The sequence below is a fragment of the Brevibacillus fortis genome (genome assembly GCF_046196545.1).
GTDB lineage: Bacteria > Bacillota > Bacilli > Brevibacillales > Brevibacillaceae > Brevibacillus > Brevibacillus fortis_A.
Genome location: NZ_CP176370.1, coordinates 6,228,301 through 6,246,118 on the forward strand (window position 1 = coordinate 6,228,301; position 17,818 = coordinate 6,246,118).

Sequence of the window (17,818 nt, forward strand, 5' to 3'; positions counted from 1 at the left end):
CCCTGCGCGAAAATTCGTGCCAAAACACTCCTAGTTTGTCACGGATTCCCCTAAATATTCGCAGGCAGTCTACACGAAAAAAAGACCGATGTGCATATGTGCACACCAGTCTTTGCTTGCGATACCGCTCGATTCTTAGCTGCGTTGTGGACGAGATTCGCCACGTGGACGGGAGTCGCCACTGCGTGGACGAGAGTCACCACTGCGTGGACGAGATTCGCCACTGCGTGGACGAGATTCGCCGCCGCGAGGACGATATTCGCCATTGCGTGGGCGAGATGGACGCTTTCCGCCAAATCCGGAACCGGAACCGAAGCCACCTTTTCCTTTTGGAGGCAGCTTTTTCTTCCCTACACGAAGAGGAGCCTCTTCTGTCAGGCGAACAGGAGTCACATCTGGCTCCTTGGTCAACAACTTGAGTGCTGCGGATACGAGTGTTACGGAATCGACATCCTCCAGCAATTGCTCTGCCAGCGTTTTATAAGCAGACAGATCATCTCTTCCAGATGCTTCAAGAATTTTGTCTACCGTCATCTTTTGTTGACCTTCCAATGCCTCTGCCATCGAAGGAACCGCACGACGCTCCATGCGACGGTTTGTAGCACGCTCAATCAGACGCAGATGGTCGATTTCACGGGAAGTCACAAACGTGATTGCGAGACCAGTTTTACCAGCACGTCCTGTTCTACCGATACGGTGAACGTAGCTCTCGGAGTCTTGTGGAATGTCAAAGTTAAATACATGGGTTACACCGCTGATGTCCAAACCGCGAGCTGCAACATCAGTCGCTACCAGTACTTCAATCGTACCTTCCTTGAACTTGCGCAGTACGCTATCCCGTTTCGCTTGGTTCAGGTCCCCGTGGATACCTTCTGCGCCATAACCGCGCTTGGTCAGCGCTTCGGACAACTCATCTACTCTGCGCTTCGTTCGACCGAAAATGATAGCCAGCTCAGGGGAGTGAATATCCAGCAAACGGCACAGTACATCGAACTTCTGCTTTTCAGCCACTTCCATATATTGCTGTTCAATGTTTGGTACGGTTACTTCTTTTGATTTCACTTGAATAATCGTTGGTTCGCTCATGAACTGCTGCGCGATTTCTTGGATCGCTCTCGGCATCGTAGCAGAGAACAGCAGCGTTTGACGATTGTCTGGAACCTCTTTCAAGATTTCCTTGATGTCGTCGATGAAGCCCATGTTCAGCATTTCATCCGCTTCGTCCAAAACAACAACCTCAATGGCATCCAGACGAATCGTTCTTCTTCTCATGTGGTCCATGAAACGACCAGGTGTTGCTACGATAATTTGTGGACGTTTTTTCAACGCTTTGATTTGACGCGTGATGTCTTGACCACCATAGATTGGCAGAGCAGAGATGTTTTTAAATTGGGCAATTTTATTAATCTCTTCTGCAACCTGAACAGCCAGCTCACGAGTTGGAGTCAAAACAACCCCTTGAATATTTCCGCTTGTTTCATCCAAGCGTTCAATCAGTGGAATACCAAATGCAGCAGTTTTACCAGTACCTGTTTGTGCCTGACCGATCAGGTCACGGCCTTGCAGTGCTACAGGAACCGTTTGATCCTGAATCGCTGTAGCCTCTTCGAAGCCCATGTTGCTCAATGCTTTAACAATGGAGTGATGTAAGCCAAAATCATTAAAAGTCGCCAATGAATGTCAGTCTCCTTTATCAATACCTTCATCTATAAAATTCTCAAAAAAAAGGGCACTATTCCTTACGATCCGGAAAATGCCCTTTTATCCCCGATTGTACGTAGCACCCTAAAGAACATAGCTGTAATCGTACCACGCAATGACTGAAAAAGCAAACTGCTTATATACCCAAATTGTTTGATTTTTTAATGATGCAATTTGTAAAAATTAACAAAGCAGCCCAGGAGAGGGCTGCTTGTCTATCACGGGATTATTTTACCCATTTTTTGTAAAGCTCATCAAATTTTCCTTGCAGCTTCATTTCGTCCATCCACAGATCCAAGTAGTTAGCGAAGATCGTGTCTCCACGGTGAATCATGTACGCTTTTTCACTCTTGGTGAACGGGTTGTCGGTCAGAGCTGCATACAGGCGGGAATCTGCTTTGGAATATACAATCGCTTCCAGCGTATCCGTGATCATCACATCGTACTTACCGCTTGCTACCAGACCAGGAATATCGAGGTTGTTTTGTTCAACAGTCACGGTTGCTTTTGTCAGGTGCTCACGAACGAATTTTTCGTTGGTGCCCCCTGGATTCACACCAATGCGCACCTCTGGCTTGTTGATATCTGCTACACTTTTGTACTTGTCCTTGTCTTCTGCACGGATAAGTGGAGCTTTACCGAACATAATATAAGGATCGCTCATGTGTGCTTTTTTCTGGCGGTCTGTGTTGCGCGTAACGCCTCCGACAGCAATATCGAATTTATTTGCCAACAGATCGTCCATCAGTGTCGGCCAAGAGGTTTGGACAAAACGCGCCTCTACTCCCAGGCTTTTTGCGAATTCTTTCATCGCATCGATATCGTAGCCTTCAAATTCGTTCGTCTTTGGATTCAGATATGTAAACGGTTTGTAGTCCCCTGGAGTACCTACAAGGATGTAGCCTCTCGCGATGATTTCGTCCAAACGAGACTCAAACTTCTTCGCTTGCGGTTTTTTAGCAGCTTCAGCAGCTACGGTTGGGACAGGCTTAACCACCGTTGCGGCAAACGCACCTGTTCCTCCAGTCATGAGCATAGTAGCAGCGAGTGTGCTTGCCAAAATTGTTTTTGTAAATTTTTTCATTTGGTTTCTCCTCCTGTTGTTCGGTAATGAATTTAGTTATCAGAAACAAACTCCATCATCCCCTAATGGCATCCCCCCTTTCAAAGAAGAGGACTTACAACCTGTTGAGCTGCCTCTTACACAGTAAACCTGCCGATTCCTTGCTGTAATTCTTCTGCTACTGCGTTCAAACGCTCGACAGACTGGCCAATTTCCTGGATGGCTTGAAGCTGCTCTTCGGTTGCCCTTGCCACTGTTTGCGCGTCGAGTGAAGCATGTTTCGCAATGTTATGCATTTCATCCACAGAAGCACTCACTTGCTCAGAGCCTGCTGACATTTGTTCAGATGCTGCGGATACTTCCAAAATGTGCGCGGCAACGTTACGGGAAGATTCCAGAATATGCCCGAAGATTTCTCGAACCTCTTCGACCAGTTGGATACCTTGCTGTGCGTCTTGGTTACCTGCGGTCATGACCTCTACCGCGTGACGAGTATCCTCCTGAATTTCTCCGATCAGCATCGCGATCTTGGATGCGGATTCTTCGGATTGATTCGCCAGTTTCTTTACCTCTCCGGCAACTACAGCGAACCCACGTCCATGCTCGCCGGCACGTGCTGCCTCAATCGAAGCGTTCAAGGCAAGCAAGTTGATTTGCGAGGTCAACTGACTGATCGTATCAAGAATGCCTTCGATTTCTTTGGAGCGATTGTTGAGCTGCTCGATGGCTACTGTCGCCTTCGATGTCCCCTCGCCAATGCTTCCCATCTGGCGAACTGCCTGTTCTACTACGGCAGTCCCTTGCTCAGCCTGCTCTGTTGCTATCTGGGCAGCCTCTGAAACATGTGCAGACGTCTCCGCGATTTTCACGATGCCTGCTGCCATGTCATTCATAGACAACGCGATATCCTGCGAGCTGGTGGCCTGCGCCTCTGCTCCCTCAGAAATCTGTGCAATTGACAAGCCGATTTGGTTGATGTTTTGCGTCGCTTGTTTAATGCCTTCGGATACTTCCTGACTAAAACGCTGTACTTGATCAGACGACAGAGATACGTCTTCGATCAAATTTTTCAAGTGCGATACCGTCTGGTTAAAGTCACGTGACAGAACGGCAATCTCGTCTTTCCCGTCAACCGTTACGGTCTCTTTCAAGTTCCCCTGCGCCACTACATTTACTGCGTGATTCAGACGCTCAATTGGTTTCACCATGCGTACAGCTAAGAAATAAACGAGCACAACCCCGATAGCCAACACGATGAGGGAAATCACCATCAATCGGGCTGACAGTTGATCGACAGGCGCATGCAGCTCCGCAACGGGTGCAGTGATGTATATGCCCCAGTTCAAACTGGTAGGAACATAGGAAGCAAATCGCTCTGTATTCTCGTATTTATATTGGGCGATTCCATGATTCCCTTGCTTGATATTTTCAAAAGCAGTCTGAAGTTCAAGAACACCCATGTTGAGAATCGATTCCTTCAGAATGTACTCGCTCGTCGGATGATAAATAAATGTTCCTGTTTTGCTTACTAAAAAGGCGTAGCCAGATTGGCCAAATTTCTCTTCGGACACCTTCTTTTGGATCTCATTGATAGGAATAGTAGAACCGATATAACCGTATTGACGATTGTCCTTCATCACTGGAACGACAAGGGTCACGATGTTATTCCCTGTCCGCTTCGAAATGACTGGCTCGGAGACAACAACCTTCCCTTCCCCTTTGCTAGCTTCCTTAATATGCGGACGATCCGAGATATCGGTCACTTCACCCTTGAAATTGATTACTTTCTTACCGCTTAAGTCATGCGAAAAGAAGAACGTCTCAAACTCGGGGTTTTTCTTTTGGGCTTCTTGAATGAGTTTCAGGTCCTGTTCGACATTTTGATCAGCCGACATCAACCCTCCCACCGCTCTTACAATCTCAATTTTTTCTTGAAAGAAACCATCGATACGAATCGAGAGATTGCTAGCTGACAACTCAGCTTCTTTGTCCAGACTATCTGCCAAAAGATTGGAAGCACTCCAATAGCTTGCACCGCAAACCGTACCCAAACTAATAACCAACAGCAGGCACAAAACGATAATTAGCTTATTCTTCAAACTATTTTTCATACCGAATCCCTACTCCCTTCTCTTTTTTCAACAAAAAAAAGACTGCCTACCGACAGCCCATTATGACTACGGTATGGCAACCCGGCTGTCCTAGCTGCGAAAGTCATTTGACTTTCGTCCTTAGACCCGTGGCTTTGCGTCCCTGCCTTTCAGCAGGTTTGCCTTTGTCATTCCTTGTTGTTTTTTCAATGAAAGTCCACTTTTTTTTCAATCTCACCTTTCATTTCCCATAACTTTCCGCTAATAAACCTCAAAATGGAAAAAAAGCTAACAACCTTTTACAGTTGTCAGCTTTTTGTCAAACTTTTTTGATTAGCTTAATCCGATCACTTGCCCATCCTCGTCTACATATAACGATTCCGCGGCCGGCTTTTTCGGGAGGCCTGGCATCGTAACCAAGCTTCCGGTCAGTGCCACAATAAAACCAGCTCCTGCTGATATGCGCACTTCACTCACTTGAATCGTGAAGTCAACAGGTGCCCCCAACAGATCAGCGCGGTCCGTAAAGGAGTACGGTGTTTTCGCCATGCACACAGGCAGATGGGACATGCCCATTTCTTCTACCTTTTGCATCGTTTTCAATGCAAGCGGCGAAAAGACAACCCCTGATCCACGGTATACTTCTTTCACGACGGTCTCAATCTTGTCTTTAATGCTGAGGTCTTCCTCATACAGGAATCGGAAGGAGGAAGACCGGTCTGCTGCACGCGTCACTTTTTCAGCCAGCTCGACACCGCCAGCTCCTCCTTCTGCCCAAACTTTAGAGAGCGCCGCTTCGGCTCCAGCCGCTTGGCACAGCGCAATGACGGCATCGATCTCTGCTTGGGTATCTGTCGCAAAATGATTGATCGCCACCACTGCTGGCACACCGAACTTTTGCAGGTTTTCCAGATGGCGCTTGACGTTTTCGAAGCCTTTTTCCAGAGCAGACAAGTTCTCCACTGCCAGATCAGGTACTTTTACCCCGCCGTTGTATTTCAACGAGCGAACCGTAATGACCACGACCGCAGCCGATGGAGTCAGACCTGCTTTTCTGCACTTGATGTCAAAAAACTTCTCGGCCCCCAAGTCGGCACCAAAGCCCGCCTCTGTTACAACGTAATCCGCCAGCTTCAAGGCCATCTTGGTTCCGATCACGCTGCTGCACCCATGCGCGATATTGGCAAAAGGTCCGCCGTGAATGATGACCGGAGTTCCCTCGATTGTCTGTACGAGATTGGGCTTAATCGCTTCCTTCAAGAGAACGCACATCGCATCGACCGCGTTGATTTCTTCTGCCCGTACAGGCTGATCATCGAAATCGTAGCCAATGATGATATGGTTCAACCGCTCGCGCAAGTCTGCCAGATTCTCACTCAAGCATAAAATCGCCATGATTTCCGACGCGGTCGTAATCATGAAGCCATCCTCACGCGTCATCCCATTGCCGTCACCAAGGCCAACAACGATATTACGCAGTGCGCGGTCGTTCATGTCCATTGCCCGTTTCCAGACGATTTTCTTTGGATTGAGCCCACGCGGATTGCCATGGAAAATATGATTGTCGATCATCGCTGCCAACAAGTTATGCGCAGCTGTAATCGCATGAATGTCCCCTGTAAAATGCAAGTTAATTTCATCAGCCGGGAGAATTTGTGCTTGGCCGCTTCCGGTTGCGCCTCCTTTGATCCCCATGCAAGGGCCCAAGGACGGCTCGCGAAGCGCTGCCATTGTTTTCTTCCCGAGATAATTTAATGATTGTGACAGACCAATCGTCGTGAGCGTCTTGCCTGCTCCCGCCGGGTTAGGATTCATCGCTGTAACAAGAATCAGTTTGCCATCAGGGCGATCCTTCACTTGCTCCCATAGCTCATCTGATAGTTTGGCCTTATACTTTCCGTATAGCTCCAAATGCTGTTCTTCGATACCTGCAATCTTGGCAATTTCAACAATAGACCTCATTTTTGCCTCCCTGCCACACCAGAATGTAATGCACCAGTTACCAATCTTCTACATTCTGCATAATCGTCCTTTTTCCTCTCCTCCTCGACACATTACGCAAAAGAAAAAGCCCACATTCCGACAAACGTTCAGAATGCAGGCTCTCTGTTATTTCCCGAAAATTTTTCCCGGATTCAAAATGCCGTTTGGGTCCATCACTTGTTTCATGGCTTGCATGACGTCCAGTGCTTCTCCGTGTTCCTTGCGCTGGTATTTGATTTTCCCCACACCCACACCATGTTCTCCGGTGCAGGTTCCTCCCCGACTCAATGCGTATTCCACCAGATGGGCATTTACTTCCTCGGCACGCACCACTTCTTCGGGGTCATTCAGGTCGATCATCAGGATAGCGTGATAGTTCCCATCCCCGACATGCCCTGCAATCGCTCCATCCAGCCCAGCGCGATCAATGGCTTGCCGCGCGTCCACAACAGCTCCTGCCAGCTCGGAGATCGGCAAGCAAACATCTGTTACCATCAGCTTTTTCCCTGGGGATTTGTGCAGGAAGGCATACGCCAGATTATGACGAGCATCCCAGAGCTGCGTCCGCGCCTTTGAATCGGTTTCAAAAAGAAACTGCGTGGAGCCATGTCCATCGGCAATGCTCTGCGCAAAGTCGATATCATACGCGAGCCCTTGTTCACTGCCGTGGAACTCGATAAACAGCGTCGGTGCTTCCGGGTAGCTCGTTTCCTTGTACAGATTCACTTGTTGGATGGAACGTTCATCAACCAGCTCGATTCGCGCTACTTGAATCCCCGCTCCAAGAATATCCACGACGGTATCGACGGCATCCTGCACGGAAGGGAAGCTGGCACGCGCCGCCGTTGTCGCCTCAGGGATGCCGTAAACACGCAAGGTCAGCTCTGTGAACACACCAAGCGTTCCCTCTGACCCGACAAACAGTCCAGTAAGGTGGTAGCCTGAGGAGGATTTGGCTGTCATGCTCCCTGTACGGATGATACGCCCATCCGCCGTTACGACTTCCAGATCGCGCACCTGATCACGCATCACGCCATAGCGAACAGAGGTTGTTCCACTGGCGTTTGTAGCAGCCATCCCACCCAAAGTCGCGTCCGCGCCAGGATCGACGGAGAAAAACAATCCGTGCTTTTTCAATTCTTTATTGAGCTGGGTGCGCGTCACGCCTGGCTGGACTCTCACGAGGAAATCCTTCGGTCGCACCTCCAGCACCTGGTTCATCATGGAAAAATCCATGCTAATACCGCCCGCATAAGGAATCGCGTGGCCTTCCAGACTGGTCCCCATGCCAAACGGCGTTACCGCAATGCGATTTTCGTTGGCCAGCTTCATGATTTGACTGACTTCCTCTGCCGTCTGCGGAAACACGACCACATCCGGAAGATGCGGGGTATGATACGATTCATCATGGCTGTGGTGCTCCAGTATTGTGGGGTTGGTCGATACTCGTTCTTCCCCCAGCAGTCCCACTAACGCTTGCTTGTAATCCACGTTGGTTCCCCCTCCGTTACTTGCTCAAGTTGACAAGGAATAAGCTGATTTCAGGAATGTAGGTGATGAGCAGCAAATCGACGATCATGATGACCAAAAACGGGATCACCGCTCGCTCAATCTCCGTATTCTGGAGCTTCGCAATATTTCCTGCTACCAGCAAATTGATCCCAACCGGTGGAGTTAGCATACCGATAGCGGAGTTGACGACCATAATCACCCCGAATAGCACCGGATCAATACCCAAAGAATTCGTGATCGGCAGCAGAATCGGTGTCAGGAGAATGATCGTAACCGCCGTTTCCATGAACGTCCCCAAAATGAGCAGCAGGATGTTAATAATGAGCAACGTAATGATCGTGCTGTCCGTAATCCCCAGCATAAATTGCGCAATTTCCTGCGGGATGTTTTCCCTCGTCATCAGATAGCCAAATGCATTGGCGGTCGCGATAATCAGCATAATGACCGCTGTCATACTGGCAGAGCCCGCGAATATTTCCCCCAAGTCCTTCCACTTGATCTCCCGGTATACGAAAAGCCCGACAACCAGACCGTAAATCACGGCTACCACTGCTGCTTCTGTCGGAGTAAAGATGGCGCCGTATATACCCCCAAGAATAATGATCGGCATGAGTATCGCCAAAATAGCGTCTTTGAATGCCTCCCATATCTCTTTGGGCGTATGCTTCTCTCCGCCACCCCAGCCGTTTTTCTTACTGATCCAATACGAGTACAGAATCAACGAAATGGCTACGAGAATGCCCGGCCCGATCCCGGCAATAAACAAGTCGCTAATCGAAGCACTCGCTGCTACCCCGTACAAAACCATTGGCACGCTCGGAGGAATCATGACACCGATTGTTCCGCCTGTTGCATGCAAGGCAGCAGAAAACCGGACATTGTACCCTTTTTTGACCATGTGCGGGATCAAAATTCCCCCTACGGCTGCCGTTGTCGCGGCAGAAGAACCCGATATCGCTGCAAAAAAAGTACAACCCATGACCGCCACGATAGCCAATCCTCCAGGCAGATTCCCGACAATCGTATTCGCAAAGCGAATCAGCCTAGCGGAGATTCCGCCTGTTTCCATCAGCTTTCCTGCCAAGAGGAAGAACGGGATCGCCATCAGCGGGAAGGAATCTGTCCCGTTAAACATTTTTTGAATGACAACCAGAAGAGGGATGTTTCCCTCCAGCATAAACACGACAACGACGGATAACCCCAGTGCCACCCCAATCGGTACGTTCAGGATCAGGAGCACCAACAGTGTTAAAAACAAAATCGTACCCACAATCTGGTCACTCCTTCCCGGTAATGTCTTTCCACGTCACATGGATCACGTTCATGATGAGCAAGGCACCGCTGATCGGAATCACCATGTATACATAGCCCATGGGAACGAGCAGAGTAGGTGAGGTTTGTGTCATGCTTCTCGCAGATAACAAGTAGCCTTGCTTAACCATAACGAGAAAGAAGACCAGACTACACAAAGCGGCAATAACCAGTACCACCTTGTTCATGCGAAGCGACAAGTACTTTTGAATGTACTCCGTACCGATGTGTGCCTTGATCGACATCGCGTATGCTGATCCCAGAAACGTGATCCAGATCAGCAAATACCGGGCCAATTCCTCCGTCCAGGCCAAGGGCTGGTCGAGCAAAAAACGGAAAAGCACCTGCAGGAAGACAGCGATCACCATAATAGCCAGAAGGGCAATGATGAAAAAACGAAGGGTGCTGTTTATTTTGGAAACCAGGTTGCCCACACACAATCTCCTTTCGCAGGAAAAAGGGGAGAAAAGCCAGAGTGGCCCGTCTCCCTTCTGCCGTTTATTTTGTATTTACAATTTGATCCACCAGCTCTTTGCCAAACTGCCCGGAAAATTTGTCATAGACAGGCCTCATCGCATCGCGGAAAGCTTGCTTATCAACGTCCTCGGTAATGACTACACCTTTTGCTTTAATATTCGAGATCGCCTCTTCTTCCATCTTGATCATCAACTCACGCTCGTACTGACCCGCTTTTTTGGCTTCCTCGGCAAGAAGTTGCTGGACATCTGCCGGGAGCTTACCCCATACAGGCTTGCTGAACAAGATCATCGCCGCTGAGTAGACATGCCCGGTCAAGGCCATTTGCGTCTGCTTGGATTCATATAGCTTGTAGGTCTGTGCGACAATCGCCGGATTTTCCTGGGCATCGACGACTCCTTGTTGCAGCGCCGTCAGCGCTTCTGTCCAAGCCATTGGGGTCGGCTTCGCGCCCAATGCTTCGAATGCAGCCAGATGGATCGGGTTTTCCTGCGTGCGTATCTTCAACCCTGCCACATCCTCCGGCTTCTTGATCACCTTCGAACCGTTCGTAATATGGCGGAAGCCGTTTTCAGCCCATGCCAGCCCGACCAGATTGGCGTTTTCCAAATCCTTGAGCAGATCCTGCCCGACTTGTCCGTCGAGTACCTTGTATGCCTGCTCACGGCTATCAAACAAGAACGGGAGATCCAGCACGCCCAGCTTCGGATGGAAGTTCATCACGGGCGCCGTCGAGGTAATCGACATATCCGCCGTTCCAAAGGTCAGTGCCTCTGTCAATTCACGCTCTGCTCCTAGCTGGCTCAGCGGATACACCTCGATTTTCACTTTTCCGTTCGAGCGCTTGTCGACATCCTCGGCCATTTTTTTCAATGCCAAATGATATGGATGATCCTCCGTCAATGAATGCCCTGCCTTGAATACATAGCTTTGGCCGTCACTTTTCGGTGCTTCTGTCCCCCCGGCTTGTCCCGCAGGCGGGGCAGTCTGTTGACCGCCTCCTCCTCCGCACGCCGCCAGAAATAAAGACACAGATATGATGCTCGCTAGCACGAAGCTCCCCTTCTTCCGAAACATGCGGTAGTACCCCCTGTTGATTCTTTTGTTTTTTAAATAATATGAAAATTTAGTTCATTTTACTAGATCCCTCTTCCACCGTCTACATTCATGACCTCACCCGTGACAATTTTGGATAGATCAGAAGCCAAATAGAGAGCCGCCTGCGCGATATCCTCCGGCTGAATCAACATGCCCAATGGAACACTGTTGATGAAAATATCTTTTTTCCCAGCCTCTACTTCCGCTTCATCTCCATTGATAAACTTACCCAGCATCGGCGTCTCTGCCGGACCTGGATTGATGACATTGACCCGGATTTGAAAAGGAGCGAGCTCAATCGCCAGTGCCTTGCTCAACATGATTGCGGCCCCCTTGGACGCGCAGTACGCATTCAGCCCCGGACGGGCTCTGATCCCGGCAATCGAAGCGATATTGATGATGCTGCCTTTCCCCTTCTCCTTCATGTGAGGAACCGCATGCCTTGTCGTCAAAAAGATCGACTTCGTGTTCACAGACATGATGCGATCCCACTGCTCCAATGTCAGCTCCTCAATGGGGGTAAACGCCTGGGGAACACCCGCGCAGTTGACCAGGACATCGATCGAGCCGTACGCTTCGAGCGTTTCCTTCACGAGTGCAGCGACGCTCGTATCGTCTGCCACATCCGTTTGAACCGCATGACCTTTCCCTTGTGGTAGTTCTTCCGCGACCGCTACTGCCGCCTCTTTGTTCAAATCAGCCAGGATGACATTGGCTCCCTCGTCCGCAAAAAGCTTCGCAATGGCCTTGCCCATTCCTGACGCGGCCCCTGTTACAATCGCCGTTTTTCCTTGCAAAATTTGCCCACTCATAGGTTGATCACCACCATTCGCTCTTCCGTCATTTCTTCGACAGCGTAACGCGGGCCTTCCTTGCCCAGTCCGCTGTTTTTGACTCCGCCGTATGGCATGACGTCATTGCGATAGGTCGATACATCGTTGATCACCACGCCACCGTACTCCAGCACCCGTGCCGCTTTCATCGCGACGTTCAAATCACGGGTAAAAATCCCTGCCTGCAACCCGTACTCCGAATCGTTGGCTTGTGTAAAAGCATCTTCAAGGTCACTGTACGGAATGATCGTAACAACGGGCGCGAACACTTCCCGGCAAACCACCTTCATCTCTGGCCTTGTATCCACCAACACAGCCGGATAGAAGAGAGCTCCCTCCCGTTTGACAGGCAATAGCGATCTGGCTCCTTGGCTAATCGCTTCCTGTACCCATTCCTCAGTACGGCTCGCCTCTTTTTCACTGATCATCGGTCCGACATCCGTCTCCGGGTCTTCCGGGTTCCCTACCTTCAACTGATGGACATGCGAGATATACAAGTCACTGAACGCCTGCACAACCGATTCATGCACGTAAATGCGCTGGACAGCAATGCACGCCTGACCCGCATTATGAAAGCTGCGGGCGGCTGTTTGACGGGCTGCCAGCTCCAAATCTGCATCGAGGTGCACGATATTGGGGGAGTTGTTGCCCAGCTCCAGCGCAACGGGACGCATGCCACTCCGCTCCTTGATGCGGCGACCGACTTCTCCTGACCCGGTAAAGGTGTACATGGCGATGCGCTCTTCATCCAGCAGCCATTCCCCTACCTGACTCCCTGCTCCTGTCACGATATTTACATAGCCTTTTGGCAAGCCCGCTTCCTCCAGGATCTCCACCAACAGAAAGGTTGCAATAGGCGTGACTGTAGCTGGCTTAACCACCAGCGTATTTCCTGCGGCTAGCGCTGGCGCGATCTTGTGTGTGCTGAGCAGCAAGGGATAGTTAAACGGCGTAATGGCACCAATCACTCCCTTTGGCACCCGAATGGTAAAGCCCAGACGGTTTTCCGAGCCTTCTGTTGCTTGCAGCGGAATCATTTCCCCGTGAATTTTCTTGGCTTCCTCTGCCGACAAGCGCAGCGTATTGATCGTCCGATCCAGCTCATTCATCGCGTCCTTGCGCGTTTTGCCCACTTCGCGAATCAAGGATCGCTCCATTTCGTCCCGGCGTTCCTCCATTAGCTCAGAGGCTTTCAGCAAGATTTTATATCGTTGAAAAGGAGTCAATTTGTCTGCCTTAAACGTCTCCCACGCAGCATCCACCGCTTCTGTTACATGGTGCTGACAGGCCTTGGCAATACGCGCGATGCACTCGCCCGTGTACTTGTGAAGGACGGGAATGTAGCTCTCGGCTTTCACCCATTCCCCACCGATGTACAAATCATACGATCTCGCTTCCATGTCCTCTTCCTCCCTTATATTTATCGCGTTGTTTGATAGATGTGGCGAACGATTTCGTCTCCCAATTCTTTTGTTGTCGCCGTCCCCCCAAGATCAGGAGTGAGCACCTTGCCATCTTGCAACACGTTTTCGATAGCGTTCATGATGACAGCACTGAGCTCTGGCAGATCGAGATGATCCATCATCATAGCGAGGCTCCATACTTGTGCGATCGGATTGGCGATTCCTTTGCCCGCGATATCTGGCGCAGAGCCGTGAATGGGCTCAAACATGGATGGGTACTTGCGCTCCGGATTGATGTTTGCAGAAGGGGCCAAGCCCAAACCACCGACGATCGCCGCCCCGAGATCGGTCAAAATGTCCCCAAACAAATTGCTCGCGACAACGACGTCAAACGTTTCCGGCCGCGTGATGAAATAAGCAGCAAGCGCGTCGATATGATACAGATTGGTCTGGATACCTGGGTATTCCTGACTGACTTCCTTGACGATCTCATCCCAGAACGGCATGGAGTGGTTGATGCCGTTGGACTTCGTAGCCGCGGTCACGCTCTTTTTCGAACGTTTTTCCGCCAGTGCGTATGCGTACTTGAGGATGCGCTCTGTGCCGTACCGGGTAAATACATTGTTTTGCACCGCCATTTCGTACGGTGTACCCTGATGCATGCGCCCGCCCATATTGGAGTACTCACCCTCTGTATTCTCCCGCACCACGACGAAATCGAGATCGGCATGCCCCTTATAGCGAAGAGGGCTTTCCAGACCTTTGAGCAGCTTGACCGGGCGAAGGTTCACATACTGCTGGAATGCCCGGCGAATCGGCAAGATCAGCTCCCACACAGAAACATGATCAGGAACCTCGGGCGCACCAATTGCACCAAGCAGAATCAAATCATAGTTTTTTAAAATATCGAGTCCATTCTCCGGCATCATTTTGCCGTGTTGGAGATAGTAGCTACAATTCCAATCCATGACATCACGAGCAAACCGAATGCCGCCGTGACTCTCTTCTATGGCTCCCAACACCTTCAGGCCTTCTTCCATGACCTCGGGACCGATTCCGTCTCCTGGAATTACTGCAATGGAATAGTGGAGCAACAGTCTCCCTCCTAAAAATCTAAATTTTTTGACTTTATGCAACACTATTCACTTGCATGATTAATGCCAAGCTCCGTATCATGGCCCTGACCGGATAAAAGTCTTCCATCCGTTCCTCTCTATGCATCGCCCGTCCGGTGACATTGCAAAACAACGCAACAAAATGTTGCAACACACATTGCAACATTTGTTCACGCCAAGCTACATAGCCTTACTTTTATTTCCAAATGATGATTTTATTGAATTCTCCTGCCATGCCACAAACTTCATTCAAAAAATTACAATTTCTGTAAGATTGCGACCCAAAATTACTCGTATCTCGGCCGTACCCCTAGATGTGCTACGGCTTTCCTTTGATGGAAAAGAAACAGCAACCATTCATAAATCCGGTTGCTGTTGTATCTCTCATTACTCAACATAACTATGTACAACATTGTGCTACTTTCAATTCATCACTTCTTCTTATCCATAAAGATCCGTCTTCTTTGATCATATAATCTATTTTATTACTCTTTAAAGCTTCTATCTGTTCTGAGGATGCTCCATCAGAAAATCTATAGTAATCATTTCCAGTCCCCACATATAAAAATCCAAATACTAGCACCACAACTATTGCTGTTGCAGCCAAAGACACGATTAATTTATTCTTCATAAATATCACCTTCTTTCAAAAAGGAGAATCAGGAATGATTATTCCTGATTCTCTTTTTTCTTACGTAATAGGGGGAAGATCTTGATCTGCATAATCCTCTTCTTTACCTGTAAATCTCTCTAGTGTCCAGGTACTCTCTTTTTTGTTTGGTTTATTTATTTTTTTAAGCTTTCCGCTTTTGTATAACTCATCAATCGCAATTTTAACGTCTGAACGACTGCTATCACTGTCTATCCCCTCTTGTGCTGCTTTGTATCGTCCTTCTTCATTATTGTGCATATCCATTTTATATGTTAAAGATTTTTTGTTTTGATAGGAAGCACCATCTTCGTGTGCACTCGTCCACTTTTCTGCCCAACTATCATTCACTGCCCATACTATCCACATATTCCATAATGCATGTCGAAAAGCATCTGATTCTTCATCAGTACCATTTCTACCGAAAGCTAATTCTGTATAATTCCATGCCCCTTTCCCTGCCATAAGAGCTTTAAATCCTTTTGACGGCGATTGATCATACAATGCCTGCTCTTTTGGATTCAGTGTAACTACTCCATCAGCATAATCATAGAAATCATCCCAATCACCATCAGAGCTTGAAGCCAGGTTCTTTATATTTTTGTTATCCTTGTTGTATATTTCGCACAGTTCCAAAAAATGTTCATTAATTTCATCTTCTGTCGCTTTTGGGTGATCCTTTTCATATTGAGTCAACTCTTCTAAAATTTTTTCTGAAAATCTAAAGTCAACTTTCTCATAAGATTTTTCGTATTTCTTTTTCTCCTCGGCAATACTTTCAGCGATTTTCTCTGTACTTTTAGCAGATGCTGGCGTCAAGACTGACACTGGAGCAACTAATAATGAGAACACGACAAAAGGCACTAATACTCTTTTAAATTTCTTCATAGCTTCTCTATCCCTCTTTTCATGTTTCTACATCTTTACGCTTCTGACTATAATGGGCATTGCCCGTTGTGAAAGCTCTTCCTTAGTAGATTATCCAAATTGTAACATAATTTCTAAAAATTACCTTACTTCCTTTTTGTAGAAAATATAGAAAAACTGGAAAAATTATTTTCTCGATAGAATTACGTGTTATAGTAGTATCCATAAAAAGGAAATTGCATTGGGGGTTAATAGCTGTGGTTGTGGCGGAAATGAGATCGTCGTTTGGCTGCGTTTTGAAAAGGTATCGAGAAGAGGCGGGGCTGACTTTAGCGGAGTTATCTATAAAAACAGACATATCCTCTGGCACGATCAGTAAGATCGAAACAGACTCTCTCACTTTGCCAAATATGCGGAATGTAATTCGATTAGCTGAAACGCTAGATATATCTTTGTACGAGGCGGTTATGCCATATTTAGATAAGATTAAAAGGACTAAAACGTTTGAATTATTGCTGGAAACGGCGATCAATCAGGGGAATGCCGTTCTTACGCAAAAAATCGCATCTAAGCTATTAGAATGCCCTAAGAGCAACACGTTTCTTTCGTTAGATTATCTTTATCAATTGGCGGGAAACACGGAAAATATAGAATTTCGATTTTTAATATATGGTGTGATTTCTCAGTATTCGCGCGAACATGGTATTCCTGTATTTTTAGCCAGGTCGTTATATCAGAAATATCTTATTCAACGTGATAGCTTTAAAAAATTGGACGAGTCGTATATAGAAGGTATGGAGTTATTGCACTATATTTCGTATCTACACGTGGATGAAAGGGTTATGACTTACTATAAGTTGGGTTCGCATGCGTTATTTCGAGGATGTCATGAAGAGTGCATTCATCTATGTAAGAAAGGTATTAATGAAGATCATAAGCGAGATGAGCTGACAGCAAAAGCGTACCTAGCTATTATCATCGCTTACATTGAGTTAAGGGACTATATTCTTGCTAAAGTATATTTGGATGCGTATGAACAATTAGATTGTTTAAATGTACAGAAAGAATCTCAATATCTTCGAGCTATATTATACGCAAAGACTACGGATGATATTGAAAAGGCAGTACCATTATTATTAGATTGCTTGCACATGCGCCCGCAAAACGAAAAGTTACCAGTGGTAAATGATCTGCTGGATATTTATATAAGATTAGGTGATGAGTTGGGGGTCGTAGATATTTTTCGGTCAGAATCGTCATTTTTGCCGACTAACGTTGGTACACCGAACCAATGTACTCATCTAGGTTTATATTTTCGCGCAAAAGGGAATTTTTACATTGAAAAAGGCGATTTAGATATGGGGTGTGCCAGTTTATTAGAAAGTGCTATGTATTATAAGAAAATGATGAAATTGGAAGAAGCGATTAAAAGCATTGGGTATATATTTGAGTACTATACAGCTAACAAGGAAAATTTACCTTTCGGCATACTCCAAAAAATGGAAATGTTGTATACTGTACATAATACCTAAACCCGCAAGGGGGTGATACTCGTGAAAAAGTTGATGATGTCTTTATGTATTTTATCCGCGTTATTTGTCGTACCAGTTGGGGTAGATACGTTAAGTAAAGAACCTCCGATTGCAAAACACTATCCTGACCCATGGTAAGCCAATTTGCTCCCGACTCCGGTCGGGTTTTTTTGTGTTCAAAGGG

General features: G+C 47.7%; 14 protein-coding genes and 1 riboswitch. Of the genes, 1 reads left to right on the forward strand and 13 read right to left on the reverse strand.

The genetic code is table 11. From position 1 onward, the window contains the following. Nucleotides 1–135 precede the first annotated feature (135 nt). From ACKKE8_RS30185 to ACKKE8_RS30245, 13 genes are all read right to left on the reverse strand, one after another. On the reverse strand, nt 136–1,674 hold the full coding sequence (locus tag ACKKE8_RS30185) for a DEAD/DEAH box helicase (RefSeq protein ID WP_409176232.1): 1,539 nt from the start codon (nt 1,672–1,674) through the stop codon (nt 136–138). A 253-nt stretch (nt 1,675–1,927) separates the two neighbouring features. Beyond that, the gene (locus ACKKE8_RS30190; protein WP_409176233.1) at nt 1,928–2,785 is read right to left on the reverse strand and encodes a transporter substrate-binding domain-containing protein; all 858 of its coding nucleotides are present in this window, start codon (nt 2,783–2,785) and stop codon (nt 1,928–1,930) included. Nucleotides 2,786–2,901: 116 nt separating this feature from the next. After that, the gene (locus tag ACKKE8_RS30195) at nt 2,902–4,875 is read right to left on the reverse strand and encodes a methyl-accepting chemotaxis protein (RefSeq protein WP_409176234.1); all 1,974 of its coding nucleotides are present in this window, start codon (nt 4,873–4,875) and stop codon (nt 2,902–2,904) included. Between the two features lie 72 nt (nt 4,876–4,947). Then, nucleotides 4,948–5,048: riboswitch (cyclic di-GMP riboswitch) on the reverse strand. A 139-nt stretch (nt 5,049–5,187) separates the two neighbouring features. Then, nucleotides 5,188–6,816 (reverse strand): formate--tetrahydrofolate ligase, encoded by a 1,629-nt coding sequence (locus ACKKE8_RS30200; RefSeq protein ID WP_409176235.1) that lies wholly within the window; start codon nt 6,814–6,816, stop codon nt 5,188–5,190. A gap of 147 nt (nt 6,817–6,963) precedes the next feature. Further along, entirely contained in the window at nt 6,964–8,328 is a 1,365-nt protein-coding gene (locus ACKKE8_RS30205; RefSeq protein ID WP_409176236.1) for an FAD-binding oxidoreductase, read from the reverse strand. 16 nt (nt 8,329–8,344) lie between these two features. Continuing rightward, on the reverse strand, nt 8,345–9,619 hold the full coding sequence (locus tag ACKKE8_RS30210; RefSeq protein ID WP_409176237.1) for a TRAP transporter large permease: 1,275 nt from the start codon (nt 9,617–9,619) through the stop codon (nt 8,345–8,347). Between the two features lie 7 nt (nt 9,620–9,626). Next, nucleotides 9,627–10,094: a TRAP transporter small permease gene (locus ACKKE8_RS30215; RefSeq protein WP_409176238.1), complete on the reverse strand. Its 468-nt coding sequence runs from the start codon at nt 10,092–10,094 to the stop codon at nt 9,627–9,629. 64 nt (nt 10,095–10,158) lie between these two features. Then, nucleotides 10,159–11,214, reverse strand: coding sequence for a TRAP transporter substrate-binding protein (locus ACKKE8_RS30220; protein ID WP_409176239.1), 1,056 nt, complete (start codon nt 11,212–11,214; stop codon nt 10,159–10,161). Nucleotides 11,215–11,276: 62 nt separating this feature from the next. Beyond that, complete coding sequence (locus ACKKE8_RS30225; RefSeq protein WP_409176240.1) at nt 11,277–12,047, reverse strand: SDR family oxidoreductase; 771 nt, start codon at nt 12,045–12,047, stop codon at nt 11,277–11,279. Continuing rightward, nucleotides 12,044–13,468 (reverse strand): aldehyde dehydrogenase family protein, encoded by a 1,425-nt coding sequence (locus ACKKE8_RS30230; protein WP_409176241.1) that lies wholly within the window; start codon nt 13,466–13,468, stop codon nt 12,044–12,046. The genes ACKKE8_RS30225 and ACKKE8_RS30230 overlap by 4 nt, the downstream gene beginning before the upstream one ends. Nucleotides 13,469–13,488: 20 nt before the next feature. After that, entirely contained in the window at nt 13,489–14,565 is a 1,077-nt protein-coding gene (locus ACKKE8_RS30235; RefSeq protein ID WP_409176242.1) for a tartrate dehydrogenase, read from the reverse strand. Nucleotides 14,566–14,986: 421 nt separating this feature from the next. Beyond that, nucleotides 14,987–15,217 carry a hypothetical protein gene (locus tag ACKKE8_RS30240; RefSeq protein WP_007724549.1) on the reverse strand — a complete coding sequence of 77 codons (231 nt, stop codon included), beginning with the start codon at nt 15,215–15,217 and terminating at the stop codon, nt 14,987–14,989. Nucleotides 15,218–15,277: 60 nt separating this feature from the next. Then, nucleotides 15,278–16,123 (reverse strand): DUF6973 domain-containing protein, encoded by an 846-nt coding sequence (locus ACKKE8_RS30245; protein WP_409176243.1) that lies wholly within the window; start codon nt 16,121–16,123, stop codon nt 15,278–15,280. 236 nt (nt 16,124–16,359) lie between these two features. On the opposite strand from ACKKE8_RS30245, the gene ACKKE8_RS30250 reads away from it, so the two are divergent. Then, nucleotides 16,360–17,634 (forward strand): helix-turn-helix domain-containing protein, encoded by a 1,275-nt coding sequence (locus tag ACKKE8_RS30250; RefSeq protein WP_409176244.1) that lies wholly within the window; start codon nt 16,360–16,362, stop codon nt 17,632–17,634. Nucleotides 17,635–17,818 lie beyond the last annotated feature (184 nt).

What these genes read in the sequence shown, in the direction of transcription:
- ACKKE8_RS30230 (WP_409176241.1), bottom strand. Translation starts at nt 13,468, where the DNA reads ATGGAAGCGAGATCGTATGATTTGTACATCGGTGGGGAATGGGTGAAA.
- ACKKE8_RS30225 (WP_409176240.1), bottom strand. Translation starts at nt 12,047, where the DNA reads ATGAGTGGGCAAATTTTGCAAGGAAAAACGGCGATTGTAACAGGGGCC.
- ACKKE8_RS30220 (WP_409176239.1), bottom strand. Translation starts at nt 11,214, where the DNA reads ATGTTTCGGAAGAAGGGGAGCTTCGTGCTAGCGAGCATCATATCTGTG.
- ACKKE8_RS30190 (WP_409176233.1), bottom strand. Translation starts at nt 2,785, where the DNA reads ATGAAAAAATTTACAAAAACAATTTTGGCAAGCACACTCGCTGCTACT.
- ACKKE8_RS30200 (WP_409176235.1), bottom strand. Translation starts at nt 6,816, where the DNA reads ATGAGGTCTATTGTTGAAATTGCCAAGATTGCAGGTATCGAAGAACAG.
- ACKKE8_RS30245 (WP_409176243.1), bottom strand. Translation starts at nt 16,123, where the DNA reads ATGAAGAAATTTAAAAGAGTATTAGTGCCTTTTGTCGTGTTCTCATTA.
- ACKKE8_RS30240 (WP_007724549.1), bottom strand. Translation starts at nt 15,217, where the DNA reads ATGAAGAATAAATTAATCGTGTCTTTGGCTGCAACAGCAATAGTTGTG.
- ACKKE8_RS30195 (WP_409176234.1), bottom strand. Translation starts at nt 4,875, where the DNA reads ATGAAAAATAGTTTGAAGAATAAGCTAATTATCGTTTTGTGCCTGCTG.